Genomic DNA, 24,265 nt, shown 5'->3' on the forward strand with positions numbered 1-24,265 from the left:
TTGAGCGCAATTCTTGAACGGAGCGAACCTGATGCCAAGACCCTACAACTTCAGCGCCGGTCCGGCCATGCTGCCGGAGGCCGTCCTCGAGCGTGCCCGCGAGGAGATGCTCGACTGGCATGGCAGCGGCATGTGCGTGGCGGAGATGAGCCATCGCGGCAAGGAGTTCATGTCCATTGCGCAGCAGGCGGAGGCGGACCTGCGCGAGCTACTCGCGGTGCCGGACGGCTACAAGGTGCTGTTTCTTCAGGGCGGCGCGTCGCTCCAGTTCGCGATGGCGCCGATGAACCTGCTGCGCGGCGCAAGCCCCGCGGAGCGCAAGGCGGACTATCTCAAGACCGGCAGTTGGTCCAAGAAGGCCATATCCGAGGCCAAGCGCTTCGGCAGCGTGCACATCGCCGCGAGCACCGAGCAGGACGGCACCTTCACGCGCGCACCGACGCAGCAGGAGCTTGACCTCTCCGCCGATGCCGCCTACCTGCACTACACGCCGAACGAGACCATCGAAGGCGTCGAGTTTCCGTACGTGCCGGAGGCCGCCGTGCCGCTGGTGGCGGACATGTCCTCCACCATCCTGTCACGCCCCATCGATGTGTCCCGGTTCGGGGTCATTTACGCCGGCGCGCAGAAGAACATCGGCCCGGCCGGGCTCGCGCTGGTCATCATCCGTGACGACCTCATGGGTCAGACCATCGACGGCACGCCGGTGCTGCTGGACTACAAGACCCACGCGGACAACGCGTCCATGTACAACACGCCGCCCACCTATGCCTGGTATCTGGCGGGGCTCGTGTTCCAATGGCTCAAGGACCTGGGCGGACTCGCGGGCATGGCCGAGATCAACCAGCGCAAGGCCGCCAAGCTCTACGCGGCCATCGACGGCTCCGATTTCTACGCCAACCCGGTGCAGCCGGACTGCCGCTCCTGGATGAACGTGCCCTTCACGCTCGCCGATGCGAGTCTGGACGACGCCTTCCTCGCCGGCGCCAAGCAGGCGGGCCTGTTGACGCTGAAGGGCCATCGATCGGTCGGCGGCATGCGCGCGAGCATCTACAATGCGATGCCGGAGGCGGGCGTCGACGCGCTGATCGCCTACATGGCCGAGTTCGAGCGGACCCGGGGCTGACGGCGCAACCGCGGCCGCGGCTGGAACGGCAGTGCGGCAGCGCCGCCAAGACCGGGTGCCGAGGCAGAGCCTCGGCACCAGCGCGCGGCCCTAGCCCCTAGATTGCTTGACGGCGCCGAATGCTTGCAGATGAGTCAAGTTTCACGACGACAAGGCGCTTGCAGGCAAAAGGGCCGAGGGCCGAGGGCCAAGGGAGCCCGCCTCGGCCCTCGGCCCTTGGCCCTTGGCCCAATGCGCCGACGAGCGGGCTGCGCAAGACGAGGCGCCGTGCCCTGGTCGGTCTGAGGCTCTGCCTCCCTAGCCCCTAGCCCCAGCAACCAGCTACTCACTGAAATGTTCAAGATCCAAACCCTCAACAACATCTCCGTCGCCGGCCTGAACCGGCTGCCGCGGGACCGCTACGAGGTCGCCTCGGAGCTGGGGCACCCGGATGCGATCCTGGTGCGCTCGGCAAAGATGCACGACATGGCCCTGCCGGATACGGTCAAGGCCATCGGCCGCGCCGGAGCCGGCGTCAACAACATCCCGGTGGCGCAGATGAGCGAGCGCGGCATCGCCGTGTTCAACGCCCCCGGCGCCAACGCCAACGCGGTGAAGGAGCTGGTGCTCGCGGGCATGCTGATCGCCGCGCGCAACATCGCGCAGGCGGCCAAGTTCGCGCGCGGCCTGGAGGGCGACGACGCCGCCATCAACCAGGCGGTGGAGGCGGGCAAGAAGCAGTTCGTCGGCTTCGAGCTGCCGGGGCGCACGCTCGGTGTCGTCGGCCTGGGCGCCATCGGTGTGCTGGTCGCGAACGCCGCCCGGGCGCTCGGCATGAAGGTGATCGGCTTTGACCCGAGCATCACGGTGCGCGCGGCCTGGAAGCTCCAGGCCGATGTGGAGGCCGCGCTGTCGGTGGATGATCTGGTCGCGCGCTCGGACTTCATCACCTTTCACGTGCCGCTGACCGAACAGACCCGGCACATGATCAACGCCGAGCGCATCGCGACCATGCGCGACGGCGCGGTGCTGCTGAACTTCTCGCGCAGCGGCATCATCGACGACGACGCCGCCGTGACGGCGCTCGATGCCGGCAAGCTCTACGCGTACGTCTGCGACTTCCCGTCCCGGCTGCTGAAGGACCATCCGCGGGTAGTGACGTTGCCCCATCTCGGCGCCTCCACGCGCGAGGCGGAGGACAACTGCGCCGTCATGGTGGCGGACCAACTGCGCGCCTACCTTGAAGACGGCAACGTCACCAACTCCGTGAATTTTCCGGAGATCGTGCTGCCGCGCAACGGCGGTTTCCGCATGGCGGTTGTGAACCGCAACGTGCCGAACATGGTGGGCCAGATCTCCACCGACCTCGCCGCCGCAGGCCTCAATATTCTGGACATGCTGAACCGTTCCCGCGGCGAGCTGGCGGTCACGCTGATCGACGTCGAGCACCCATGCCCGGAAGAGACGGCCCGGCGCATCGCGGGCATCGACGGTGTCCTGTCCGTGCGCTGCCTCGGCAGCGCGGCAGGCACTCAGGCGGGCTGAGGGGCGGACGAGAAGCGCAGCCATGAGCGCCGACGACCGGCTCCGCCCCATGCGCGAGCGCATCGACGCCGTCGATGCGGAGCTGCTGCGGCTCATCTCCGAGCGCGCCGAGTGCGCCCGCGAGGTGGCCAAGATCAAGCAGGCCGCGGGCCAAACGACCCACTACTACCGCCCGGAGCGGGAGGCGGAGATCCTGCGCCGCATCAAGGCGCAGAACCCGGGGCCGCTGGATGACGAGGAGATCGCGCGGCTGTTCCGCGAGATCATGTCCGCCTGTCTCGCGCTGGAGCGCCCGCTCTTCGTGGGGTATCTCGGCCCCGAGGGCACCTTCACCCAGGCGGCGGCGCTGAAGCACTTCGGTCATTCGGTGCGTACGCAGCCCTTCGCGACCATCGGCGATATTTTCCGCGAGGTGGAGGCCGGCTCCTGCGATTTCGGCGTCGTGCCGGTGGAGAACAGCACCGAGGGCGTCGTCAACCACACGCTGGACATGTTCGCGCGCTCGCCGCTCTTGATCGCCGGCGAGGTGATGCTGCGCATCCATCATCATCTCTTGAGCCGAGCGACGGAGATCGGCGCCATCCGCAAGGTCTATTCGCATCAGCAGTCGCTCGCCCAGTGCCGCGGCTGGCTGGATCGGCACCTGCCGGCCGCGGAGCGCGTCGCCGTCGGTAGCAATGCCGAGGCGGCTAAGCTCGCCTCCCGCGCCGGCGACTGCGCCGCGGTGGCCGGCGAGGCCGCCGCCGAGCTCTATGAGCTGCGGAGCCTCGCGCAGCGCATCGAGGACGAGCCGGGCAATACCACGCGCTTTCTGATCATCGGCCGCGAGGACGCCCCGCCGAGTGGCCGCGACAAGACCAGCCTGCTGCTCTCCTGCCGCAACGAGGCCGGCGGGCTGCACCGGCTGTTGACGCCGTTCGCGGACAAGGGCATCAGCATGACCCGCATCGAGTCGCGCCCCTCGCGCCAGGGCGTGTGGGACTATGTCTTCTTCGTCGACGTCTGCGGCCACCGCAGCGACCCGGAGGTCGCCAATGCGCTGGTCGAGATCAAGTCCGCCGCGAATCTGTGCAAGGTGCTGGGGTCTTATCCGGAGGCGGTGTTGTGAAGGAGAGTACGGAGTACGGAGTACGGAGTACGGGGGCGGTCGGCGCGCGCTTGGCTGTTCACGCCCCACACAGTCGTACCGAGAGTACGGGGTACGGAGTACGAAGTACGGGGGCGGTCGGCGCGCGCTTGGCTGTTCGCGTCCCACACAGTCGTACTCCGGGGTGAGCGCCGTGCTTCGCGTTCGGCACCCCCGTACTCCGTACTCCGTACTTCGTACTTCGTACTTCGTACTTGACTCCGTACTTCGTACTCGCCCATAACCATGGCCAACGCCGATCACCCGTTTCTCCACCTCGCCGCCCCGCAGATCGCCGGGCTGACGCCGTATATCCCGGGCAAGCCTGTGTCGGAGCTGGAGCGGGAGCTCGGCATCCGCGATGCGGTGAAGCTCGCGTCGAACGAGAACCCGCTCGGCTGCGGGGAGGCGGCGCGGGCGGCCTATCTGGCCGCCGCGGCCGAGTTGGCGCGCTATCCGGACGGCGGCGCCTTTGCGCTGCGCGGCGCCATCGCCGAGCACCATGGCGTTGATGCCGCGCAGGTCACCGTCGGCAACGGTTCCAACGACGTGTTGGATCTGGTGGCGCGGACCTTTCTCGGGCCGGGCCTGGATTCGGTGTTTTCCGAGCACGCCTTCGCTGTCTATCCCATTGCGACACAGGCCGTCGGGGCCACCGCGCGGGTCGCCCCGGCGCGGGACTACGGCCACGACCTGGACGCCATGGCCGCGCTGGTCAGCGCGCGCACGCGGGTGGTCTGGATCGCGAACCCGAACAACCCCACCGGCACCTGGGTCGCCGCGGAGCCGCTACGTGCCTTCATCGCCGCGCTGCCGGCGCACGTGATCGCCGTCGTCGATGAGGCCTACTTTGAGTATGTCGAGGCGCCGGACTACCCCGACGCTGGCGCCTGGCTCGCGGACTGCCCGAACCTCATCGTCACCCGCACCTTCGCGAAGGTGCACGGGCTCGCGGCGTTGCGGGTCGGCTACGGGCTGAGCCATCCGGCCGTCGCCGAGCTGCTGAACCGCGTCCGCGCGCCTTTCAACGTCAACGCACCGGCGCAGGCCGCGGCGGTTGCGGCGCTAGGCGATGCGGAGCACGTGGCGCGCTCCGTCGCACACAACCGCACCGAGCGGGCGCGGCTGGCGGCGGGGCTCGCCGAGCTAGGGCTCGACGTGATTCCGTCCGTCTGCAACTTCGTCACCGTGGACCTAGGCCGGCCGGTGGGGTTCGTGGATCAGGCGCTGCTGCGCCGGGGCGTCATCTGCCGGCCCGTCGCGAACTACGGATTGCCGAATCACCTGCGCATCAGTGTCGGCTTGGCGCACGAGAACGATCGCCTGCTGGCCGCGCTGGCCGCGGTGCTCGCGGAGCCGGCCGCATGATCGAGCGGCTCGCCATCATCGGCGTCGGGCTCATCGGCGGCTCGCTGGCCCGGGCGCTGCGCGGCGCCGGCTGCGTCGGCGAGATCATCGGCTGCGGGCGCTCGGCAGAGAACTTGGAGCTGGCGTTCGATCTCGGCGTCATCGACGGCTGCACGCGGGACCCTGCCGTCGCCGTGGAGGGCGCGGACATGGTGTTCATCGCCGTGCCGCTCGGGGCCATGCGCGGCGTCTTCGAGCGCATCCACGGCAGCCTGCGCGAGGACGCCGTCATCACCGACGGCGGCAGCGTCAAAGGCAGCGTGGTCGCCGACGCGGCGGCGGCCTTCGGCCGGGTGCCGGCGCGGCTCGTGCCCGGGCATCCCATCGCCGGCACCGAGCACAGCGGTGTCGCCGCGTCCTTCCCGGAGCTGTATCACAACCGCCGCGTCATCCTGACGCCGCTGCCGCAGACCGACAGCGATGCCGTGGACAAGGTCCGCGCCATGTGGCAAGCCGCGGGTGCCGAGGTGACGGAGATGGACGTCGCGCATCACGACGCGGTGCTCGCGGCGACTAGCCACCTGCCACACATGCTCGCCTTTGGGCTTGTGGACCTGCTCGCGCGGCAGCAGGACAATGCCGAGATCTTCCGCTACGCCGCCGGCGGCTTTCGCGATTTCACCCGCATCGCCTCCAGCAGCCCGGTCATGTGGCGGGACATCTGCATTGCGAACGCGGAGGCTTTGAGCGCGATGCTCGCGCGTTTCGGTGAGGAAATGACGGACCTCGCCGATACCATCCGCCGCGGCGATGACGCGCACCTGCTGGAGATCTTCACCCGAGCCAAGGCCGCGCGGGACGCGTACGTGGACGGCGTCCAGGGCACCACCGGCAGCGTGCGGAACGAGCGATCTTAGCGAAGCGTCGACTCAGACCTACGCCGAGGGCCGAGGGCCAAGGGCGGAGGAGGGCTCCCTCGGCCCTCGGCCCTTGCCCAAGGCCTGCCCTCAGTGCCGGCAGCCATCCAAACGCTGTTCGGCGCCCGGCAACAGCGCGTCGATGAAGGCCGCGGTCAGCACGGCTGCGCCGGCCAGCACCAAGAGCAGCGCGAGCTGCGTGAAGGCCATCGTGAGCGGGGCCGCCACCGCGAAGAGCCCCATCAGAAGGCCGCTTGCGAGCAGCAGGGCCGAGACCAGAACCGCGGCGCGCATCGTTTGACAGTTGAACATCGTCGTCTCCTCGTGCGTGAGCATTTAAGTAAATGCTAATAGTCATTTCCCTAATTGTCCATGACGAATGTCCTGACTTTCGACGGCTTTCGCCGACAGTGGTCCGGTCAATCGAGCGCGAGCGCGGCGAGCCCGGTGCCATCGCCGGGGCTCAGGTTCTGCGCCGCGAACACATGGTCGGGTTCCGCGCCGGCCGGCATTCAGCCCGTGTCGGTGACGAGGACGGCCTGCGGGGCCGGGTCGAAGCGGCGGAGTCGCTGCGGGCGTGCGCACGGCACCGAGCCGGATCTGCCGCTGGTCATCGAGCGGCAGAGTGGACGGGCGCTCGCGCCTGCGGACCTGTTCCGGCTCGGCGTCACATGGCCGCCTGCCCGATCGCAGTTCGCGGCCTTGGCTGCGGTTGCATGCTTCGGACGCCGCGGAAGCCTGCTCCGGGTCGGTGAGGGCCAAGTCCGGAGGCGAGGGTGCTTGAGATGCTGCGCGGGCGGTCAGCTGCGCCCTAAGGTCGCGAAGCGAACGGTGGGTCCGGTCATCGAGACCGAGGTTGAGCCCTACGCGGGCTAGACGCGGGATTGACGTGCACGCACTGCTGGCCCGCCGCTGAACGAGAGCTCGGACGGAGCGGACGGACATGGCCGAGCGCCCAAAGTCTGCTCCGGGACGGCGATGGGCCGCAGTGCTCAAGCCCCGGCGTCCGCAGAGGACAGCGGTGCAGCATCCGGGAGCCGTAGGCAGCGCCGCAGTCCGTCCCAAAGCCGACGTAAGCGTCGCCTGCGCCTAGAAGCCGCAAGCCCAAGTTCCGGCACATCCAGTCCCGTACGAAATAAGGGCCGATCGTGGACGGCGCACTGCGCATTGTGGCGAGCATGGCGCGATCGTACTCGCACCTATGGTCCCGGATGATTACTCGGCTGCCAGGCGGCGTAGTTTCTCCACCAGCGTCGGGTGATAGAAAATTCCGTTCGCCTGCATCTGCGTGACCGCGGCGTGAAACGAAGGGATCAATCCACGTTCCTTCGCCATCAGCAATACGCCGAGCGTCCCAACCACCTTCAGCCCAAGCAATTCCGCCATGTTGCGACCGATACGCTCGTCGATTATCACTCGGTCTGCACCGAGCTGCTTGGCCATGGTCAGCGTATCTCGCTCGCCCCGGTCCAGGCTCAGCAGCAGTCCCGGAAGTGCAGCCTCGCTGGCGACAACGACCCTGACCCAGGGCAACGACGGCAGATCAGGTACCGCGACCGGGCCGCCAGCAGCACATTCGCCGACCACCGCCTCCACGACATGCACGACGCTGAACAGGCGCGCGAGCAGATCGAGTCGTCCGATCCCCGAGAGTGCGATCAGCGGGGTGGTATTGCAGAAGATCACGACGAATCATCCAACAGCGATGTTTCCCGCGCCAAGTCATCGGCGCTGTCTTCCAACAGCACAGCTCCGGCCTCCATCGCCCGCAGCAGGAATGTGACGCGGGAAATTCCGAGCCAGGTCGCGGCCGTGCCCGATGACAGCCGACCCTGTCGAAACAGCGCAATGGCCGTTTCCTCCTTCATAAGGTCACCGAGTCCCTCGGCATTCATATGCAGACTGAGCAGGATCTCGGCGGGACAATCGATCGCGACGGTCTGATTCATTGCGGCTCCGGTCAGTCAAGGTTGGGCAAGGCGTAGTTGGCCCCAGAGGGGAGGTTAGCGAGGGCAGCATAGGCCGTCAACGCGCAGCGGCGGGGCTGACCGCCGGCTCGCGGAGCTTGCGAGGGGTGCAAGCGCGCGCGTTCGTGGTTGCTGTGGCGAGCTGCTGCGGGTCGGTGAGGGGCGACGGGGACTAAGCCGGGCAGTGTCCGCAGAGGAGGGCACTTCAGACGCAACGCCGGCCGTCGGCCGCGCCGCAGTCCGGCCATAAGCGGACGGTCCGCTGCGGGCTTCGGCGGGTTTGGCGAGGGAGGGACGGCTTCGCGCCCTCAGGGACACCTCCGTTTCCGGAGGCATTCACGCGCTCGGGGCTACGGCAGCGACTCGCCGTGCGCTCCGATGGCAACCGCACACCACAGCGAGCGTCCTGCAACTGTCTGCCGACGCTGATGGGCGTTACGAATAGCTGTACGCAAGACGTCACACGTACTATCCTCGGGAAGTGATCAAGAGCTTCGCTGACAAGACAACCGCTGCCCTGTTCTTGGGTCGTCGGGTGCGCCGCGTTCCGCCGGAGATCCATCGCCGCGCCTACGCCAAGCTCCAAGCGCTGGATGCGGCGGACACACTCGACTTCCTGCGCGTGCCACCTTCGAATCGGCTGGAGCATCTACGCGGAGACCGTCAGGGCCAGTGGAGCATTCGCATCAATGATCAATGGCGCATCTGCTTTCGTTGGGAAGCGCCCGATGCCCATGAGGTCGAGGTGACGGACTACCACTGAGGCCGGCGTCTCCCCAAATGTCTACGGCATCGAACAAGCTATGACTATCCAGAGAAAGCACCTAACCCAGATCGACTTCTCCGACGTCGCCGACGGCGCCGAGCTGATGCCGGCGGTCACGCCGGGTGAGATCTTGCGCGAGGACTTCATGGAGCCGCTTGGCCTGTCGGCGAACGCGCTCGCCAAGGCACTGCATGTCCCACCAAACCGGATCACTGCCATCCTCAACGGCACCCGTTCGATCACCGCCGACACCGCCCTTCGGCTCGCGCGGTATTTCAACACCACGCCACAGTCCTGGTTGAACCTGCAGAAGAACTACGAGTTGGAAGTCGCGTCGCGAACAGTGGGTCAAACCATCGCGGCCGAGGTTAAGCCCTTTGCAGCCTAGACGCGCAATCGGCAATGACTCGGCGCTGGGCTGCCGGCCAACACAGGCGGAAACTGGGACGCATCGGGCAGCCCCGGCTGAAGCCCCGATCTGTGCTCTGGGTCGCTGCGGGTCGACCAAGATCCGCGCCATCCGGCGTCCGCGGAGCAACGTGCTCCGGACGCCCAGTCGGAGGCGAGCCACGCCGGAGTCCGGCCACAACCAGCCCGCCGCCGTCCCACATTGGGGGCCGGGGCGCGCCGAGCCTGTCAGGACCGTGGTTGAGGGCCGGCGACCGGTCTGCCGCGATCTCTCGACTCGCCACGGGTGGTCAAAACGACCCGAACAGCGTCCCGAGCACGATGACCGCCGCGAGCGCCAGCAGCGCGCCGACGATGGAGGTCATGACGATGTCGCGATAGCTCTCGCGGTGCGTGGTGCCGCAGACGGCGAGCAGCGTCACCACGGCGCCGTTGTGCGGCAGCATGTCGAGCGTGCCGGCGCCGATGACCGACACCCGATGCATCAGCGCCGGGTCGATGCCAAGCTCCGCGGCCAGCGCCATGTAGGTCGCGCCGAGCGCCTCCAGCGCGATGGTGAGCCCGCCGGACGCCGAGCCCGTCAGCGCCGCCAGCACGTTGGTGGACACGGCCAGCGACACCAAGGGCCCGCCCTGGATGCCGAGCACCCAGTCGCTCACCAGTTGAAACGCCGGCAGCGCCGCGATGACAGTGCCGAAGCCCACCAGGCTCGCGACGCTAACGATGGGCAGCACCGAGGCGTTGACGCCGGCATCGACGCTCGCGCGGATATCCGCGAGCCTGCGATAGTTGAGCGCAACCAGCACCAGAATCGCCGCGGCCAGCGCGACGCTGACCGACCAGATGCCGCTCACCGCCGCCGGTGTCGTCGGCCCAAAGCGCTCCTCGGCAAGAAAACCCAGGTCCAGATTCGGCAGCACCAGCGCCGTCATGGTCAGGTTCACGGCGAGCACCACCACCAGCGGCAGCACGGCCACGAGGATGCCGGGCGGCGCGGTGCAGCAGGCGCCGCGCTTAACCTCCGCCGGGTCGAACTCGCGGGTCACCGTCGCGCGCTCGCGCACGATGAGATCCTCGGCGGCCTGCGCCGGTGCCTGCTCCGCCGGGGCGGCACCGGCCGCCACCGCCTCGAAGCCCTCGCCGCGCCGACGCGCCGCGGCCTCCACGCGGCCCAGCCACCAGAGCCCGAACAGCAGCGTGATCACCGCGGCGATCAGGCCGAGCCGGGGGCGGCGAAGTGCGTCGTGCCGAAGAAGGGCATCGGGATGGCGTTCTGCACCGCAGGCGACCCCGGCAGCATGGACATGGTGAAGGTGGACGTGCCGAGCGCGATGGCCGCCGGCATCAGCCGGCGCGGGATGCCCGCGTCGCGGAACAGCGCCGTGGCCATGGGCACGAGCACGAAGAACGATACGAACAGGCTGACGCCGCCGTAGGTGACCACCGCCCCGGCGATGACCACCGCCAGGATGCCGCGCCGCGGCCCGAGCTTGTCGCCGATGAAGCCGGCGACGGTCTGCACCGAGCCCGAGTCCTCCATCAGCTTGCCGAACAGGGCACCGAGCAGAAAGATCGGGAAGAACTGCGCAATGAAGCCGGCGGCGCCGGCCATGTAGGTCTGTGTCCAATTGGCCAACAGCGGCTCGAACGCAAAGGCCGCCGCCAGCATCGCCGCGATGGGCGTCAACAGCAGCACGCTCCACCCGCGATAGGCGAGCCAGATCAGGAGCCCGAGGCCCGCCAGAATGCCCAGGAGACCCATCACCGCATCCATCACACGCCCTCCAGCAGATTAATCCAGATCGAGCGACGCACGCCGGCCGAGGTCGTCGCCGTGCTGCGCCAGAAACTCACTCGCGGCGCGGCGGCCTTCATCCCGCAGCATGGTCAGAAAGGCCCATTCCGCATTGAGCTTGGACGAGTAGCCGAGCGCCACCATGCGCGCGGAGGCGATGCGGTGCATGCGCATCTCGGCTGCGCGACTCCTCCAGCAGCCGGTCCAGCGCGTCCCGGGCGAAGGTGCCGTGGGCGCCGCCGCCCTGCAGCGCGATGTCCACTGAATCCCCAGGATTCGGACCGCGACGTGAGCTGCCGCGCCCGCAACAACCTCGCGCCGGCCCATGTGGGCCGCGGGCATTGGAGCCGCTCGCCCGGCCGTTCCCGCCGCGCGCATACTGCCATGTCGGAGGGCGCGCCGGCCAAACCCGCCCTACCGTGCGCGGTTCAGGCACAGATTTCCTTCATCCGAGCGCATTTCGAGGGCACCGCAGCGGTGAAGATCGCTGCGACCGGTGTCCGGAGGTCGCGGTGTACGAGTTCCTTCAACCCGCTGTTCGGGTCGTCCGCGGCGGCGTCGCCTTGTGGCTCGACCACAACGCGTTTCTGCATGCGGGGGCGCTCGCGTTCTTCACTCTGTTTTCGCTCGCGCCGACCTTGATCATCGCCGTCACGGTCATCGGCGTGGTGCTGGGCGAGGGCGCGGCGCAGGGCCAGGTCGTCGCGCAGCTCGAAGACGCGATGGGCGTGGACGCCGCCGTCTTCATCGAGCAGGCCATCCTCGCGGCGCGCATCGATGAGGCAGGGCTGATGCCGACTCTCGTCGGTGTCGGCGCGTTGCTGGTCGGTGCGACGACGGTATTTGGTCAACTGCGCTATTCGCTCAATCTGATCTGGGGCGTGCGACCGGCGCCCCGCCAGTCCCAATGTCATTAAGTTAGCGTTTTGCAATCTCTAACCCTCTGAATCATATGATAAACTGCCTTTCCATTTTCAACGCAGCCGGAGCAGCCCAATGGTCGTGAAACCCAAGACCACCGCATTCACCGCCACCGAAGTCGAGCACATGGCGGCGATTTTCTTCTGTTTATAAGGCCATAAGCGATACTTTGTCATCGCCGGCCTTCGCGACGCGCCACCGCATCGGCGCGCGGGCGTTCACCCGCGAGCGCAAGCTGCCGTTGCCGCAGTTGGTGAAGTTCCTGCTGAACCTGCGCAAAGGCGCCAACCAAGACGAATTGGATCGCTTCTTCGAGGTGGTCTGCGAGCAGCCACTGGCCGACAGCGTCTCCAAGTCGGCGCTGACGCAAGCCCGCGCCAAGCTGCGCGCCGAGGCCTTCGCGGAGCTCAGCCGCGTGCTGGTGGAGGCGGCCATGCGCGGGCTGCCCATGCGCCGCTGGCATGGCTTTCGACTGCTGGCGGTGGACGGATCGAGCTTTCTGCTGCCCAAGGTGCCGGCGATTGCGGCGGCGTTCGGCCAGACCGGGGAGGTGACGCCGCAGGCGCGTTTCTCGCGTCTGTACGATGTGCTCAATCGCTTGGTGGTGGCGGCGGATATCGAGCCGCAGAGCGTCGGCGAGCGGGTGCTGGCGGGGGAGTATCTGCCGAGCACGCGGGCCGATGATCTGCTGCTCTATGATCGCGGCTACCCGGCGTTCTGGCTGTTTGCCGCCCACGCGGCGGAGCAGCGCCACTTCTGTGCCCGCGTGCCGCGCGCCTTCTGCGCCGAAGTGCAGGCGTTCGCCGCTGGCACGGCACGCAGCAGCGTCATTTCGCTCGCGCCCGGCGATGAGGCGCGCCGCCAATGCCGCGCCTTCGGCTTGCCGACCGCGGCGTTGTGCGCCTGCGACTGATCCGCGTGCGCCTCACGGGCGCGGAGGAGGAGATCCTCATCACCTCGCTGCTCGACGAAGAAGCCTTCCCGAGCAGTCTTTTCAAGCACTTGTACCATCTACGCTGGGGCATAGAGGAAGGCTACAAAAAGGAAAAATGCTGGGCCGAGGTGGAGAATTTCTGCGGGCGCACGGTGCACGCGCTCAAGCAGGACGTCCTCGCCAAGGTGCTCGCGCTCAACCTCACGGCGATCCTGGCGTGGGTGGCGCAGTGGATGACCAAGCGCCTGTATCAGGAGCGCCGCCGCGATTATCAGGTGAACTTCGCCAACGCACTGTCGAAGATGAAGGACAACGTCGTGCGCCTGCTCGGCCTGGAGCCGCCGCCGGGCCTGCTCGAACGCATCGTCTGCGCCATGGCGCTGGAGGTGGAGGCGATCCGCCCGGATCGGTCGTTCCCGCGCGACATCAAGTCCACGAAGCCGAAACGATTCCACCCCAACTACAAGCGCTGCCGGTAGGGCTTAACTTAATGGCATTGGGGTCGATCCTCGGGACGGCTCTGGCCCCGGCGCGCTGCGGAGCCTCGCCGAGTTCCCGTAGTGCGTGGTCGAGGGCATTGTAGCGCGCGTCGGCTAGGCATGGGATTGACCTCAAGCTGACTGTGCCACGAGTATGGCATCGTCTTCCAACAGCGTAGCGACGGTCGCCCTTGACGATGTAATCACTGCGGCTCCGCCAACCGGTTCCGGTGTGGGATGGGGTAGTGCGATAGCTGTGTGCGACTTCCGCGCGAAGCGACTTGTGGACCCGAGCGGAGGCGGGGTCATGCCGCCCATTGCGCATAGCCGCCGTGGATCTCCGGGTGCATAGTTGCCATCAATTTAGCCATTTAGCCATTGGCCACCATGTCATGTCCGATCAGCTCGACCAACTCGCCGCCGAGCTCGGCCGCAGGCTCGCCGGAGCGGGGTTTATGCTGGCCACCGCCGAGTCGTGCACCGGCGGCTGGATCGCCAAGTGCGTCACCGACATCGCCGGCAGCAGCGGCTGGCTAGACCGCGGCTTCGTGACCTACAGCAATGCCGCCAAGCAAGATTTGCTCGGCGTATCGGCCGAGACGCTCGCCGTGCATGGCGCCGTCAGCGAGCCGGTGGTGCGGGAGATGGCCGCGGGCGCGCTGGCGCGCAGCGCCGCGCAGGTGGCCGTCGCCGTGAGCGGCGTCGCCGGACCCGGCGGCGGCACCGACGACAAGCCGGTCGGCAGGGTCTGCTTCGGCTTTGCGCTGCCGGGCGCTGTCACGACGGAGACGCGCAGCTTCAGCGGCGACCGCGAGTCCGTGCGCCGGCAGGCGGTGGCGCATGCGCTGACGCGGCTCATCGCGCTCGTCGGCTGAGCGCGCGGCTCGCTGTCCAGCCCGCCGCAGCCTTCAACCGATAACGCAGCACGCAGACGCGCCATGCAGGACGACCACCGCGCGACCATTCGCCTCTTCTTCGCGCTCTGGCCCGACGATGACCTCCGCGCTGCGCTGCTCGGCGCCCGCGCAGGCATGGCCGGCGAGCACGCGCGCATCATCCACCCGAACGACCTGCACCTGACCCTGGTGTTCGTCGGCGACGTTGGGCCGGAGCGGCTGGAGTGCATCGAGAGTGCCGGCGACGACGTGGCGCTTGGCTGCTTCGAGCTGGCCTTGCGGCGGGCCGAGAGCTGGCCGCGCCAGCGGCTGCTGGTGGCGGTGCCGGATGCGGCCCCGCCGCCGCTCTGCGAGCTCGTGAGCCAGCTCCAGCAGAACCTCCTCGCCTGCGGCATCGAGCCCGAGCCGCGCCGCTTCCGACCGCATGTGACCCTCGCCCGCCGGGCCGCGCGGGCGGCGCAGCAGCCGCTCACCTTTGATTGGTCGGTGCGCCGCTTCGTGCTTGCGCGCAGCGCGCTCGGCGGCGGGGGCGGCGGCGGCTACCAGTTGCTGCGCACTTGGCCCCTCGAAGGCTGGTAGTGCGCCGTGCGTAGTGCGTAGTGCGCGAACGCCCTTCGACCTTCGCCCTTCGCCCTTCGAACTTCAAACTTCAAACTTCTCCCTTCGCATGCCGGCCGACGCGGCCCCTGATGTCGCGCTCGGGGCTGTGTGATAATCGCGCTTTCCGCCGGCGCGCCGACAGCGGCGCGCGCCGCACCGGCCGTCGCCGGTGCTTGAACAGTCCGGAGTGACGATGGACGAGAATCGCAAGAAGGCCCTCGCTGCCGCGCTGACCCAGATCGAGAAGCAGTTCGGCAAGGGCTCGGTGATGCGCATGGGCGACGCGGGCGCCATGCAGAACATCGAGGCCGTGTCCTCGGGCTCCCTGGGGCTCGACGTGGCGCTCGGCATCGGCGGCCTGCCGCGGGGCCGGGTGGTCGAGATCTACGGTCCGGAGTCCTCGGGCAAGACGACGCTGACGCTGCACGCCGTCGCCGAGGTGCAGAAGGCTGGCGGCACCGCGGCCTTCGTGGACGCCGAGCACGCGCTCGATCCGTCGTATGCCGAGAAGCTCGGCGTGAACATGGACGAGCTCTTAGTGTCCCAGCCCGACACCGGCGAGCAGGCGCTCGAGATCACCGACATGCTGGTGCGCTCCGGCGCCGTGGACTTGGTGGTCGTGGACTCGGTTGCGGCGCTGACGCCGAAGGCCGAGATCGAGGGCGAGATGGGCGACAGCCACGTCGGCCTGCAGGCGCGGCTCATGTCCCAGGCGCTGCGCAAGCTCACGGCCAACATCAAGCGCAGCAACGCCATCGTCATCTTCATCAACCAAATCCGCATGAAGATCGGCGTGATGTTCGGCTGCTTCGACTACAACGCCCGGGTCGTGCTGGCCGACGGCTCCACCGAAAAGATCGGCAAGATCGTCAACCAGCGCCTGCCGGTGCAGGTTCAGTCTATGGATCCGCAGACCGGTGCGATCGTGCCGCGCCCGGTGGTGAACTGGTTTCGCAACGGCGAGACGGACCACTGGCTCTATCTGGAGGTCGAGGCCGGCGGCGGCAGCGGCCGGCGCAAGCTGACCTGCACCGAGAACCATCTCATCTTCACGCCCGCCGGCGAGCGTCCGGCCGGCGAGCTTGCGGTCGGGGATGAGGTGATGGTCGCGACCAAGCACTATCTGCTCTCCGAAGACCAAAATCAGCTGATCTTGGGCGGCGTGCTCGGCGACGGGTCGCTGCGCTATGCCTCCGAGCACAACGTCGCGTTCCGCGTCGGGCACGCGGAGCGGCAACGGGAATACTGTGCTTGGAAGCAGGACATGCTCGCACCCTTTGCGCATGCGATCGTACCGACGGGCAACGGCATCGGCTTCGACACCATCCCGATGGGACAGCTCGCCGGCCTGCATGGGGCGGCATACGGGGCGCAGGGCAGGCAGGTCAGTGACGGCATGCTGCAAGCCATCGACGCCCGCGCCGTGGCGGTTTGGTACGGCGACGACGGTACCTTCTCCGGCAGCTTCGAGCGTTGGGGGCATGGCAAAGCCGAGATCGGCTGTGTCAGCCTGCCGATGCCGGACAAGGAGCGCCTCGCGGACCGTTTGGCCGAGCTGGGCATGGGGCGTCCGACAGTGGGCGAGCGCAAGCTGACGTTCAGCGGCGAGCGCACGCGCGCGCTGCACGAACAGATCGCCCCGTACCTGCATCCGTCGCTGGACTACAAGCTTCACCCCGACTTCCGCGGGCGCTTCCAGTGGCAGCCCGATCACTCCGATGCCCACCTGAACGGCCATCGTCTGGCGATGCGCACACAGCTTCGGGCCGTGCCGATGCGGATCACCCGCAAGGAACTGCGGCAAGCCGAGCCGCGCCACCGTACGCGTTTCGACATCGAGGTCGAGGGCAACCACAGTTACCTGGTCGACCACGTCGCCGTGCACAATTCCCCCGAGACGACCACCGGCGGCAACGCGCTCAAGTTCTATGCTTCGGTGCGGCTCGACATCCGCCGCACCGGCGCCATCAAGAAGGGCGACGAGGTGATCGGCAACGAGACCAAGGTCAAGGTGGTGAAGAACAAGGTCGCGCCGCCGTTCCGACAGGCCAACTTCGACATCCTCTACGGCGAGGGCATTTCGCGACACGGCGAGATCATCGACTTGGGCGTGGCTCAGGGCGTCGTCGACAAGTCCGGCGCCTGGTACAGCTACAACGGCAACCGCATCGGTCAGGGCAAGGACAACGTGCGCGTCTTCCTGAAGGAGAATCCCGACCTTGCCGACGAGATCGAGGCCAAGATCCGCGCCGTGCTGCTGCCGAAGCCGGGCGCCAAGGGCAAACCCGAGGCCGCGCCCGACGCGGTGGATGTTGCCTCCGAGGTCTGACGCGCACGTCGGTACCGATTTCTACCCACTGGTCACCACACCGTTGCCGGACCGCGACGCCGAGCCCGACACCGGCCAGGCCTGCCCCGAGGCGGCCCTGGCCGGCGCCTCCCCCGCGGAGATCAGGAGCCGGGCGCTCAAGCTCCTCACCACGCGCGAGCATTCCCGCTACGAACTGTGGCGGAAGCTGCACCTGCGCGGCTATCCCGCGGAGGCCGTCAACGCCGTGCTGGATGCGCTCGCCGCGGATGGCCTGCTGAGCGAGGAGCGGCTCCTGGCCGCCTACGTCGCGGAGCGATTGGACAAGGGCTTCGGCCCGCTACGCATCCGCGCGGAATTGCAGGCGAAGGGGCTTTCCGACGCCGCCATCGATCCGCATCTCAACCTGGACGACGCCGCGTACTTGGAGCGGATGACGGCGGTGGACGCGGGAAAGTTCGGCCGTGCACCGGCGGATGACCGTCAAACACTGGCAAAACGCGCCCGCTTCCTGGAATATCGCGGTTTTCCGGCGCACCTCATCGCGCGCGTGCTGGCGTTGGATTGAGCCGCCGCGCAAGCCCCAGCAGCCCCTTCGCACGTTCGCCGCCGCCCGCACAACCCCTTTCGAGTCATCCCCCGAGTCGTTCCCATGAAACGCAGTGCCGAGCTCCGATCCGCCTTCCTCGACTATTTCGCCGAGCGCGGACACGCCGTCGTCGAGAGCAGCCCGCTGGTGCCGGGCAACGACCCGACGCTGCTCTTCACCAACGCCGGCATGGTGCAGTTCAAGGATGTGTTCCTCGGCCGCGACAAGCGCCCCTACACCCGCGCGGCAAGCTCGCAGCGCTGCGTGCGCGCCGGCGGCAAGCACAACGACCTCGAAAACGTCGGCTACACGGCCCGGCATCACACCTTCTTCGAGATGCTCGGCAACTTCAGCTTCGGCGACTACTTCAAGCGCGAGGCCATCCGCTTCGCGTGGGAGTTTCTGACGGATGCGCTGGGGCTGCCGGCGGAGCGGCTCTGGGTCACGGTTTATACCGACGATGATGAGGCCGCGCGCATCTGGCTCGATGAGGTCCGGGTCGATCCGGCGCGCTTCTCGCGCTGCGGCGAGCACGACAACTTCTGGTCCATGGGCGAGACCGGCCCCTGCGGCCCGTGCTCCGAGATCTTCTACGACCACGGGCCGGAGGTGCCGGGCGGCCCGCCGGGGTCGCCGGACGCCGACGGCGACCGCTATGTTGAGATCTGGAACCTGGTGTTCATGCAGTACGACCGCGACGCCGCGGGCCGCCTCAAGCCGCTGCCGCGGCCGTCGGTGGATACCGGCATGGGCCTGGAGCGCCTCGCCGCCGTCATGCAGGGCGTGCACAGCAACTACGATATCGACCTGTTTCGGGCGCTGATCCGCGTGGCCGCGGAGGTCACCGGCTGCGCGGACCTGACGTCCAAGTCGCTGCGGGTCATCGCCGACCACATCCGCTCCGCGGCCTTTCTCGTCGTAGACGGGGTGACGCCCGGCAACGAGGGTCGCGGCTATGTGCAGCGGCGCATCATCCGCCGCGCCATCCGGCATGGCTATCAGCTCGGCTGCACCGAGCCGTTCTTTCACAAGCTCGTCGCGCCGCTCGTGGCCGAGATGGGCGAGGCCTATCCGGCGCTGGCCAAGAAGCAGGCGCACGTCGAGCAGGTGCTGCGTGCCGAGGAAGAGCGCTTCGCCGATACGCTGGAGCAGGGGCTCAAGATTTTTGAGGACGTCGTGGCCGGCCTCGGCGATGCCGTGCTGCCTGGCGAGGCCGTCTTCCGGCTCTACGACACCTACGGCTTCCCGGCGGACCTCACCGCCGATCTCGCCCGCGAGCGCGGGCTCGGCGTGGACCTCACCGGCTTCGAGCAGCACATGGCCGCGCAGAAGGAGCGTGCGCGCGCCGCCAGCCAGTTCGGCGCTGGCAGCACGCAGGCCATCGCGCTCGAAGGCGTCACGGACTTCACCGGCTACGACGACATCGTCGACGAGGGCACCGTCATCGCGCTCTATCGCGACGGCGAGGAGTGCGACCGCCTCGGTGCCGGCGAGCTCGGACTCGTCGTGCTCGACGTGACCCCGTTCTATGCCGAGTCGGGCGGGCAGGTGGGCGACCGCGGCCAGCTCCTGAGCGACGCCGCGCGCTTCGATGTCGAGGACACCCAGAAGCAGGGCGACGGCATCATCTGCCACATCGGCCGCGTCACCGACGGCGATCTGCTGGCCGGCGACCGGGTCACGGCGCGGGTCGACGGTGAGCGGCGCCTGGCCACCGCGCTGCACCATTCCGCGACCCACCTGCTGCACGCGGCCCTGCGCTCCGTGCTCGGCGATCACGTGCAGCAGCGCGGCTCGCTGGTCGGGCCGGATCGGCTGCGCTTCGACTTCACGCACTTCGAGCCTGTGACGCAGGAGCAGCTCAAGGCCATCGAGCGGCTGGTCAATCGCGAGATCCGCGCCAACCACACCGTCGAGACCCGCATCATGGATCTGGAAGATGCCAGGGCGTCGGGCGCCATGGCCCTGTTCGGCGAAAAGTACGGCGAGCAGGTGCGGGTGCTGCGCATGGGCGACTTCTCCACGGAGCTCTGCGGTGGCACCCATGTCCGGGCTGTTGGCGACATCGGCTTGCTCAAGATCACCTCCGAAGGCGGCATCAGCTCCGGCGTGCGCCGCATCGAGGCCGTCGCCGGCGAGCGGGCGCTGGACTGGATCGGCGCCGAAGAGGCCCGGCTCGCGCGCATTGCCGAGCTCGTGAAGGGCGCCACCTTCGATGCCGATGACCGCGTCGCGCAGCTCGTGGAGCGCTCGCGCCGGTTAGAGAAGGAGCTGGAGCAGCTCAAGGCCAAGCTGGCCAGCGCCGCCGGCAGCGACTTGGCCGAGCAGACCGTCGAGATCGACGGCGTTAGGGTGCTCGCCGCGCGGCTCGACGGCGCCGACCCGAAGTCCCTCCGCGACACTTTGGATCAGCTCAAGGACAAGGTCGGCTCCGGCATCGTGCTGCTCGCCACGGAAAGCGATGGCAAGGTCAGCCTCATTGCCGGCGTCACCAAGGACCTCACCGACCGCTTCCAGGCCGGCGACCTGGTCAAGGCCGCCGCCGAGAAGGTCGGCGGGCGCGGCGGCGGGCGCGCTGACATGGCCCAGGCCGGCGGCAACGACCCGGCCGGCATCCCGGCGGCGCTGGAGCTGGTGGACGACTGGGTCCGGTCCAGGGTCGCGAGCCTTGCCCCCTGAGCGCAGCGCCGGCGAGGCGGCGCGCGGGGCCGGCGACCACGGCGTGAGCGTGGCCCCGGGCCTTGGCAGCCGCCCCGCTTCGCCTCAGAATCTTTCCGCTACCTCTTGTTCCTGAACACACAATCCAGATGTCCCTGATCGTTCAGAAGTACGGCGGCACCTCGGTCGGCAGCATCGAGCGCATCCAGGCCGTTGCCGCCAAAGTCAAGCAGACCCGCGATGCCGGCCACCGGGTCGTGGTCGTCGTCTCGGCGATGTCCGGCGAGACCGACCGGCTGCTCGGTCTCGCCCACGGTATCCAGACGCGGCCGTCGCCGCGCGAGCTCGACGTGCTGCTCGCCACCGGCGAGCAGGTCACCATCGCGCTCATGGCCATGGCCCTGGAGGCCATCGACTGCCCGGCGCGCTCCTATACCGGCGCGCAGGTGCGGGTGCGCACCGACAGCGCGCACAACAAGGCGCGCATCACCAACATCGACGGCGGTCGCGTCCAGGCGGACCTGGACGCCGGGCAGGTCGTCGTCGTCGCCGGCTTCCAGGGCATCGACGAGCATGGCAACATCACGACGCTCGGCCGCGGCGGCTCCGACACCTCGGCGGTGGCGATGGCCGCCGCGCTCAAGGCCGACGAGTGCCAGATCTACACCGACGTGGACGGCGTCTACACCACCGACCCGCGCATCGAGCCCAAGGCGCGCCGGCTGCCGCGCATCACCTTCGAGGAGATGCTGGAAATGGCGAGCCTGGGCTCCAAGGTGCTGCAGATCCGCGCCGTCGAGTTCGCCGGCAAGTATCGGGTTCCCCTGCGCGTCCTCTCCAGTTTCGCGGAGGGGGAGGGCACGCTGATTACCTTTGAGGAAGACGACGTGGAAGAGGCCAAAATCGCCGGTATCGCCTTCGCCAAGGACGAGGCCAAGCTCACGATCCTGGGCGTGCCGGACCAGCCCGGCGTGGCGCACAAGATCCTGGGACCCATCTCCGATGCCAACATCGAGGTGGACATGATCGTGCAGAACATCGCCGCCGATGCCAAGACCACGGACTTCACCTTCACCGTGCACCGCAACGACTACGCCCGGGCGCTGGAGTTGTTGCAAGCAACCGCCCAAACGCTGTCCGCCCGCGAGGTGCACGGCGACGAGCGCATCGTCAAAGTGAGCCTGGTCGGGGTCGGCATGCGCTCGCATGCCGGCATCGCGAGCCGCATGTTCGAGGCGCTGGCGCGCGAGGGCATCAACATCCGCATGATCAGCACCTCCGAGATCAAGATCAGCGTCGTCATCGACGAGAAGTATCTGGAGCTCGGCGTGCGCGCACTCCACGATGCCTTCGATCTGGCGCACGCCGGTTGAGCGGGCTGCCGGCCGCCACCTTGCCGGCGAGACGCTGCGACGGCGTTGCGCGAACTTCCGGCCCGTCGGTCGGTCCGATGGAAAAACCTGTTTTTTGCGCGTTTCCCGGTGTGTGTTTGCATATCCGCACCAAAACGCTACTGTTACAATCCAGGTAGGGTCGAATTGGGTCGGCCCTGACCTTGGTTGAGTGTGGTCCCTTGAGCGTCCGTCGGGCACCGAAGAACGACGGGCCTCATTCGGACCCTGAGAGGCTTTACGACAAAAGGATCTAAGGGAGATACCTATGCTGATTCTGACCCGTCGAGTCGGGGAAACCTTGATGATTGGCGACGAAGTGACCGTGACGGTCCTCGGCGTCAAGGGCAATCAGGTGCGCATTGGCGTCAACGCCCCGCGTGATGTCGCTGTGCATCGGGAAGAGATCTACGAGCGCATCAAGCGCGAGCAGGAACAGGCCGCAGGGCAGAGCGACGTGCCTGTAAGCGTGCCCCCGGGTCACAGCCACAATAGCTGACCCGGCCCCCGGCCGGCAGCAGTATCCACCGGCCATTGCCAGCATCCCAACCTCGCGGGCGGGCCGGTCCCGCCCGCAACTAGGACAAGTCCGCCGTCACGGGCATGGCCTGGTCCGTGTCGGGCAGACATCAGCACGCAGGCCCCCGCAACGCGGGCTGGCGCATAATCTGCTCGTTCTATTTTTCTTGTTCTATGCGCTGCAATCTGGACCCGAAACCGGGCCTTGCTGCTACAATTGCACCCCTTCGGAGAGATGGCCGAGCGGCTGAAGGCGCTCCCCTGCTAAGGGAGTATGGGTCAAAAGCCCATCGAGGGTTCGAATCCCTCTCTCTCCGCCACCTTTGACATCAAGGGCTTAGCCTGCACAGGCCCGTTGCCGCTCCAGGCGCGGCCAGCGGCCCGATAGTCTAACCCTTGCGCTGCACCCGCCCGCCTACGTCCAAAAACCGCAGTCCCCAGAAGCGGCGCGGTGTTGGCTGCCGGGGTGCAGCTATTTCACGCACGGGTTCTCACCGCCCGGCCTTCCTTGCGCACACCTTGGGGCTCTGAGCACCGGCCAGACTGCCGGGAGGGCAAGCATCGCGCACAGGATACCCCGTGTTCACAGACGCTTCCCTCGAACGCCTTGCCCCCTTCGGCTTCAAGGCCGGCAAAGGCGGCACGCACGCGGCCCGGACAATGATGCTGCCGGAGCTGCGTCGGCTGCTGGAAGTGACGCGGGGCGAGACCGACCGGACGGCCTACCGCGCCGCGGTGGTCGAGGCGAACGCCCTCGACAAGCCCACGGTCAAGGCACGCAAGCTCACCTTGTCCCACCTCGCTCAGCTCTATGCGTTGGCGGACGATATCTGTCTGTTCCGCGCCCTGCGGCGGCTTTGGGATTCCGATCCGGCGGGGCAGCCGGTGCTGGCGCTGCAGCTCGCGCTCGCCCGAGACACCTTGCTCCGGGCGAGCGCCGCGGCGGTGTTGGATGCGAAGCCAGGCGATCCGGTGACCCGTGAGGGGATGGAGTCTCTGCTCAACGACTGGAGCGGTGGTCGCCTCAGCCCGCGCTCCGTTAAGGCCATCGCCCAGCGCGTCAACGGAAGCTGGACCCAGGCCGGCTACCTCAAGGGCCGCGTTCGCAAGGTCAGGTCGGTTCCGACGGTGACGCCGGCGAATACCGCTTACGCCCTATTTCAAGCCTGGCTTACGGGCCGATCGGGCCGGAGGCTTTACGGCAGCGATTGGGTGCGCATACTGGGTCTGCCGGAGGATCGCCTGGTGGAATTGACCCAGTCAGCCGCGGAGCGCGGTATCCTCGTGTTCCGGCGCACAGGGGACGTCATGGAGGTTCGCTTCCCGGGCTACTTGACCCCCGCGGAAGAGGAAACACGCAGTGAGCAGGCTTGAGCGACTCATCGACCGCTACGCGGATCACATCAGCACGCCCTGGCCCGAAGGCCGCTCCGGCATCGAGCGCGTCATCTTCATCGTCTATGCGCCCGCGGAGGAGCTGCGGCTGCGCGTCCATATCGACGAGCTCGGCCGCCGCACCCGGGAAGCCGGCCACGGCTGGCTGCACCTGGATCTCACCGACGCCTTCCCGCGCTGGATGGCCGCCCACCGCTATCGCGACAAGTACTTCCGCCGGCCCGAGCTGATGTCGGGCTATCGGGAGGGACGGCTCACCGAATTCACCACGGACTTGGTGCAGACCACGTGCGACCGGATCAGCGCGGCGACGCCAAACGACGTGGTGGCCCTGTCGGGCATGGGCACCCTGTTCGGCGTGTCCAGTGTCTCGGAGCTGGTCGAGCGGTGCGCCCCTGTCGTGCCGGGGCGATTGGTCGTGTTCTTCCCGGGCGAGGTGGAGAACCACAACTATCGGCTGCTCGATGCCCGCGACGGCTGGGGCTACATGGCCCACGCCATCAACGCGGACGGCACGTAGCCGGGGCTTCCAGCCCTTGCCTAACCAGGCCAGGATGGCCTGCCTACGCACGTCCATGCGCCTCGAACCAGTTGCGATG

The 24,265-nt window shown here is 67.9% G+C and carries 24 protein-coding genes, 1 tRNA gene and 3 pseudogenes; 22 read left to right on the top strand and 6 right to left on the bottom strand.

Annotation, left to right across the window (positions count from 1 at the left end):
- Positions 1 to 31: 31 nt before the first annotated feature.
- The 5 genes from serC to ML01_RS07925 all read left to right on the top strand — a co-directional run bounded on the left by serC (position 32) and on the right by ML01_RS07925 (position 6,040).
- A complete protein-coding gene (gene serC / locus ML01_RS07905; protein ID WP_058554856.1) occupies positions 32 to 1,126 on the top strand; it encodes a 3-phosphoserine/phosphohydroxythreonine transaminase in 1,095 nt (364 codons plus the stop codon).
- 333 nt (positions 1,127 to 1,459) lie between these two features.
- A complete protein-coding gene (locus ML01_RS07910; protein WP_058554857.1) occupies positions 1,460 to 2,650 on the top strand; it encodes a phosphoglycerate dehydrogenase in 1,191 nt (396 codons plus the stop codon).
- 22 nt (positions 2,651 to 2,672) lie between these two features.
- Positions 2,673 to 3,758, top strand: a complete 1,086-nt coding sequence (pheA, locus tag ML01_RS07915; RefSeq protein ID WP_058554858.1) for a prephenate dehydratase — start codon at positions 2,673 to 2,675, stop codon at positions 3,756 to 3,758.
- A gap of 264 nt (positions 3,759 to 4,022) precedes the next feature.
- Complete coding sequence (gene hisC / locus ML01_RS07920) at positions 4,023 to 5,144, top strand: histidinol-phosphate transaminase (RefSeq protein ID WP_058554859.1); 1,122 nt, start codon at positions 4,023 to 4,025, stop codon at positions 5,142 to 5,144.
- Positions 5,141 to 6,040: a prephenate dehydrogenase/arogenate dehydrogenase family protein gene (locus ML01_RS07925; RefSeq protein WP_058554860.1), complete on the top strand. Its 900-nt coding sequence runs from the start codon at positions 5,141 to 5,143 to the stop codon at positions 6,038 to 6,040. The genes hisC and ML01_RS07925 overlap by 4 nt, the downstream gene beginning before the upstream one ends.
- Positions 6,041 to 6,130: 90 nt before the next feature.
- Here the strand turns inward: ML01_RS07925 and ML01_RS07930 are convergent, their stop codons facing one another.
- From ML01_RS07930 to ML01_RS07940, 3 genes are all read right to left on the bottom strand, one after another.
- On the bottom strand, positions 6,131 to 6,352 hold the full coding sequence (locus ML01_RS07930) for a hypothetical protein (RefSeq protein WP_156427604.1): 222 nt from the start codon (positions 6,350 to 6,352) through the stop codon (positions 6,131 to 6,133).
- A 903-nt stretch (positions 6,353 to 7,255) separates the two neighbouring features.
- A complete protein-coding gene (locus tag ML01_RS07935; protein ID WP_058554862.1) occupies positions 7,256 to 7,726 on the bottom strand; it encodes a DUF3368 domain-containing protein in 471 nt (156 codons plus the stop codon).
- Positions 7,723 to 7,989: a UPF0175 family protein gene (locus tag ML01_RS07940; protein WP_058554863.1), complete on the bottom strand. Its 267-nt coding sequence runs from the start codon at positions 7,987 to 7,989 to the stop codon at positions 7,723 to 7,725. The genes ML01_RS07935 and ML01_RS07940 overlap by 4 nt, the downstream gene beginning before the upstream one ends.
- A gap of 499 nt (positions 7,990 to 8,488) precedes the next feature.
- On the opposite strand from ML01_RS07940, the gene ML01_RS07945 reads away from it, so the two are divergent.
- Positions 8,489 to 8,770, top strand: coding sequence for a type II toxin-antitoxin system RelE/ParE family toxin (locus tag ML01_RS07945; RefSeq protein ID WP_058554864.1), 282 nt, complete (start codon positions 8,489 to 8,491; stop codon positions 8,768 to 8,770).
- Between the two features lie 106 nt (positions 8,771 to 8,876).
- Positions 8,877 to 9,161, top strand: a complete 285-nt coding sequence (locus ML01_RS07950; protein ID WP_216819137.1) for a HigA family addiction module antitoxin — start codon at positions 8,877 to 8,879, stop codon at positions 9,159 to 9,161.
- Positions 9,162 to 9,471: 310 nt separating this feature from the next.
- Here ML01_RS07950 and ML01_RS31285 read toward each other — a convergent pair whose 3' ends face one another.
- The 3 genes from ML01_RS31285 to ML01_RS27000 are packed head-to-tail and all read right to left on the bottom strand — an operon-like array spanning position 9,472 to position 11,144.
- Positions 9,472 to 10,386, bottom strand: a complete 915-nt coding sequence (locus tag ML01_RS31285; protein WP_371258194.1) for a GntP family permease — start codon at positions 10,384 to 10,386, stop codon at positions 9,472 to 9,474.
- Positions 10,387 to 10,394: 8 nt separating this feature from the next.
- Complete coding sequence (locus tag ML01_RS31290; protein WP_371258195.1) at positions 10,395 to 10,955, bottom strand: hypothetical protein; 561 nt, start codon at positions 10,953 to 10,955, stop codon at positions 10,395 to 10,397.
- A gap of 18 nt (positions 10,956 to 10,973) precedes the next feature.
- Positions 10,974 to 11,144, bottom strand: coding sequence for a hypothetical protein (locus tag ML01_RS27000; protein ID WP_216819135.1), 171 nt, complete (start codon positions 11,142 to 11,144; stop codon positions 10,974 to 10,976).
- Positions 11,145 to 11,539: 395 nt separating this feature from the next.
- Between ML01_RS27000 and ML01_RS30470 the strand changes: the two genes are divergently transcribed.
- The 15 genes and pseudogenes from ML01_RS30470 to ML01_RS08020 all read left to right on the top strand — a co-directional run bounded on the left by ML01_RS30470 (position 11,540) and on the right by ML01_RS08020 (position 24,186).
- Positions 11,540 to 11,893, top strand: coding sequence for a YihY/virulence factor BrkB family protein (locus tag ML01_RS30470; protein ID WP_254045171.1), 354 nt, complete (start codon positions 11,540 to 11,542; stop codon positions 11,891 to 11,893).
- 173 nt (positions 11,894 to 12,066) lie between these two features.
- Positions 12,067 to 12,810: an IS4 family transposase gene (locus ML01_RS30475; RefSeq protein ID WP_058554867.1), complete on the top strand. Its 744-nt coding sequence runs from the start codon at positions 12,067 to 12,069 to the stop codon at positions 12,808 to 12,810.
- On the top strand, positions 12,762 to 13,310 hold the full coding sequence (locus ML01_RS30480) for a transposase (protein WP_058554868.1): 549 nt from the start codon (positions 12,762 to 12,764) through the stop codon (positions 13,308 to 13,310). Before ML01_RS30475 ends, ML01_RS30480 begins: the two co-directional genes overlap by 49 nt.
- 392 nt (positions 13,311 to 13,702) lie before the next feature.
- Positions 13,703 to 14,185, top strand: a complete 483-nt coding sequence (pncC, locus tag ML01_RS07975; protein ID WP_058554869.1) for a nicotinamide-nucleotide amidase — start codon at positions 13,703 to 13,705, stop codon at positions 14,183 to 14,185.
- A gap of 63 nt (positions 14,186 to 14,248) precedes the next feature.
- Positions 14,249 to 14,785 (top strand): RNA 2',3'-cyclic phosphodiesterase, encoded by a 537-nt coding sequence (gene thpR, locus ML01_RS07980; protein ID WP_058554870.1) that lies wholly within the window; start codon positions 14,249 to 14,251, stop codon positions 14,783 to 14,785.
- Positions 14,786 to 14,999: 214 nt separating this feature from the next.
- Positions 15,000 to 15,611 (top strand): annotated as a pseudogene (gene recA / locus ML01_RS29900) (recombinase RecA); the annotation flags it as partial.
- Positions 15,603 to 16,259, top strand: a pseudogene (locus ML01_RS31295) (recombinase RecA); the annotation flags it as partial. The pseudogenes recA and ML01_RS31295, both read left to right, overlap by 9 nt.
- Before the next feature lie 435 nt (positions 16,260 to 16,694).
- Positions 16,695 to 17,135 (top strand): annotated as a pseudogene (locus ML01_RS29910) (DNA recombination/repair protein RecA); the annotation flags it as partial.
- A gap of 43 nt (positions 17,136 to 17,178) precedes the next feature.
- Entirely contained in the window at positions 17,179 to 17,682 is a 504-nt protein-coding gene (locus ML01_RS07990) for a regulatory protein RecX (protein ID WP_254045172.1), read from the top strand.
- Positions 17,683 to 17,766: 84 nt separating this feature from the next.
- Entirely contained in the window at positions 17,767 to 20,382 is a 2,616-nt protein-coding gene (alaS, locus tag ML01_RS07995; RefSeq protein WP_058554872.1) for an alanine--tRNA ligase, read from the top strand.
- 128 nt (positions 20,383 to 20,510) lie between these two features.
- On the top strand, positions 20,511 to 21,734 hold the full coding sequence (locus tag ML01_RS08000) for an aspartate kinase (RefSeq protein WP_058554873.1): 1,224 nt from the start codon (positions 20,511 to 20,513) through the stop codon (positions 21,732 to 21,734).
- Between the two features lie 286 nt (positions 21,735 to 22,020).
- Positions 22,021 to 22,251 (top strand): carbon storage regulator CsrA, encoded by a 231-nt coding sequence (csrA, locus tag ML01_RS08005; protein ID WP_058554874.1) that lies wholly within the window; start codon positions 22,021 to 22,023, stop codon positions 22,249 to 22,251.
- A 249-nt stretch (positions 22,252 to 22,500) separates the two neighbouring features.
- Positions 22,501 to 22,591, top strand: a tRNA-Ser gene (locus ML01_RS08010).
- 259 nt (positions 22,592 to 22,850) lie between these two features.
- Positions 22,851 to 23,645 (top strand): hypothetical protein, encoded by a 795-nt coding sequence (locus ML01_RS08015; protein WP_058554875.1) that lies wholly within the window; start codon positions 22,851 to 22,853, stop codon positions 23,643 to 23,645.
- Positions 23,632 to 24,186, top strand: a complete 555-nt coding sequence (locus ML01_RS08020) for a DUF1788 domain-containing protein (protein ID WP_058554876.1) — start codon at positions 23,632 to 23,634, stop codon at positions 24,184 to 24,186. Before ML01_RS08015 ends, ML01_RS08020 begins: the two co-directional genes overlap by 14 nt.
- Positions 24,187 to 24,265: the final 79 nt, after the last annotated feature.

It is taken from the genome of Thiohalocapsa sp. ML1, assembly GCF_001469165.1.
In the GTDB taxonomy this organism is placed as follows: domain Bacteria; phylum Pseudomonadota; class Gammaproteobacteria; order Chromatiales; family Chromatiaceae; genus Thiohalocapsa.

Coding starts and splice junctions, on each gene's coding strand:
- serC (WP_058554856.1), top strand. CDS start 32: ATGCCAAGACCCTACAACTTCAGCGCCGGTCCGGCCATGCTGCCGGAG.
- ML01_RS07910 (WP_058554857.1), top strand. CDS start 1,460: ATGTTCAAGATCCAAACCCTCAACAACATCTCCGTCGCCGGCCTGAAC.
- pheA (WP_058554858.1), top strand. CDS start 2,673: ATGAGCGCCGACGACCGGCTCCGCCCCATGCGCGAGCGCATCGACGCC.
- hisC (WP_058554859.1), top strand. CDS start 4,023: ATGGCCAACGCCGATCACCCGTTTCTCCACCTCGCCGCCCCGCAGATC.
- ML01_RS07925 (WP_058554860.1), top strand. CDS start 5,141: ATGATCGAGCGGCTCGCCATCATCGGCGTCGGGCTCATCGGCGGCTCG.
- ML01_RS07930 (WP_156427604.1), bottom strand. CDS start 6,352: ATGTTCAACTGTCAAACGATGCGCGCCGCGGTTCTGGTCTCGGCCCTG.
- ML01_RS07940 (WP_058554863.1), bottom strand. CDS start 7,989: ATGAATCAGACCGTCGCGATCGATTGTCCCGCCGAGATCCTGCTCAGT.
- ML01_RS07950 (WP_216819137.1), top strand. CDS start 8,877: ATGCCGGCGGTCACGCCGGGTGAGATCTTGCGCGAGGACTTCATGGAG.
- ML01_RS31290 (WP_371258195.1), bottom strand. CDS start 10,955: ATGGATGCGGTGATGGGTCTCCTGGGCATTCTGGCGGGCCTCGGGCTC.
- ML01_RS27000 (WP_216819135.1), bottom strand. CDS start 11,144: ATGCACCGCATCGCCTCCGCGCGCATGGTGGCGCTCGGCTACTCGTCC.
- ML01_RS30480 (WP_058554868.1), top strand. CDS start 12,762: ATGCCGCGCCTTCGGCTTGCCGACCGCGGCGTTGTGCGCCTGCGACTG.
- pncC (WP_058554869.1), top strand. CDS start 13,703: ATGTCCGATCAGCTCGACCAACTCGCCGCCGAGCTCGGCCGCAGGCTC.
- thpR (WP_058554870.1), top strand. CDS start 14,249: ATGCAGGACGACCACCGCGCGACCATTCGCCTCTTCTTCGCGCTCTGG.
- alaS (WP_058554872.1), top strand. CDS start 17,767: ATGAAACGCAGTGCCGAGCTCCGATCCGCCTTCCTCGACTATTTCGCC.
- ML01_RS08000 (WP_058554873.1), top strand. CDS start 20,511: ATGTCCCTGATCGTTCAGAAGTACGGCGGCACCTCGGTCGGCAGCATC.
- csrA (WP_058554874.1), top strand. CDS start 22,021: ATGCTGATTCTGACCCGTCGAGTCGGGGAAACCTTGATGATTGGCGAC.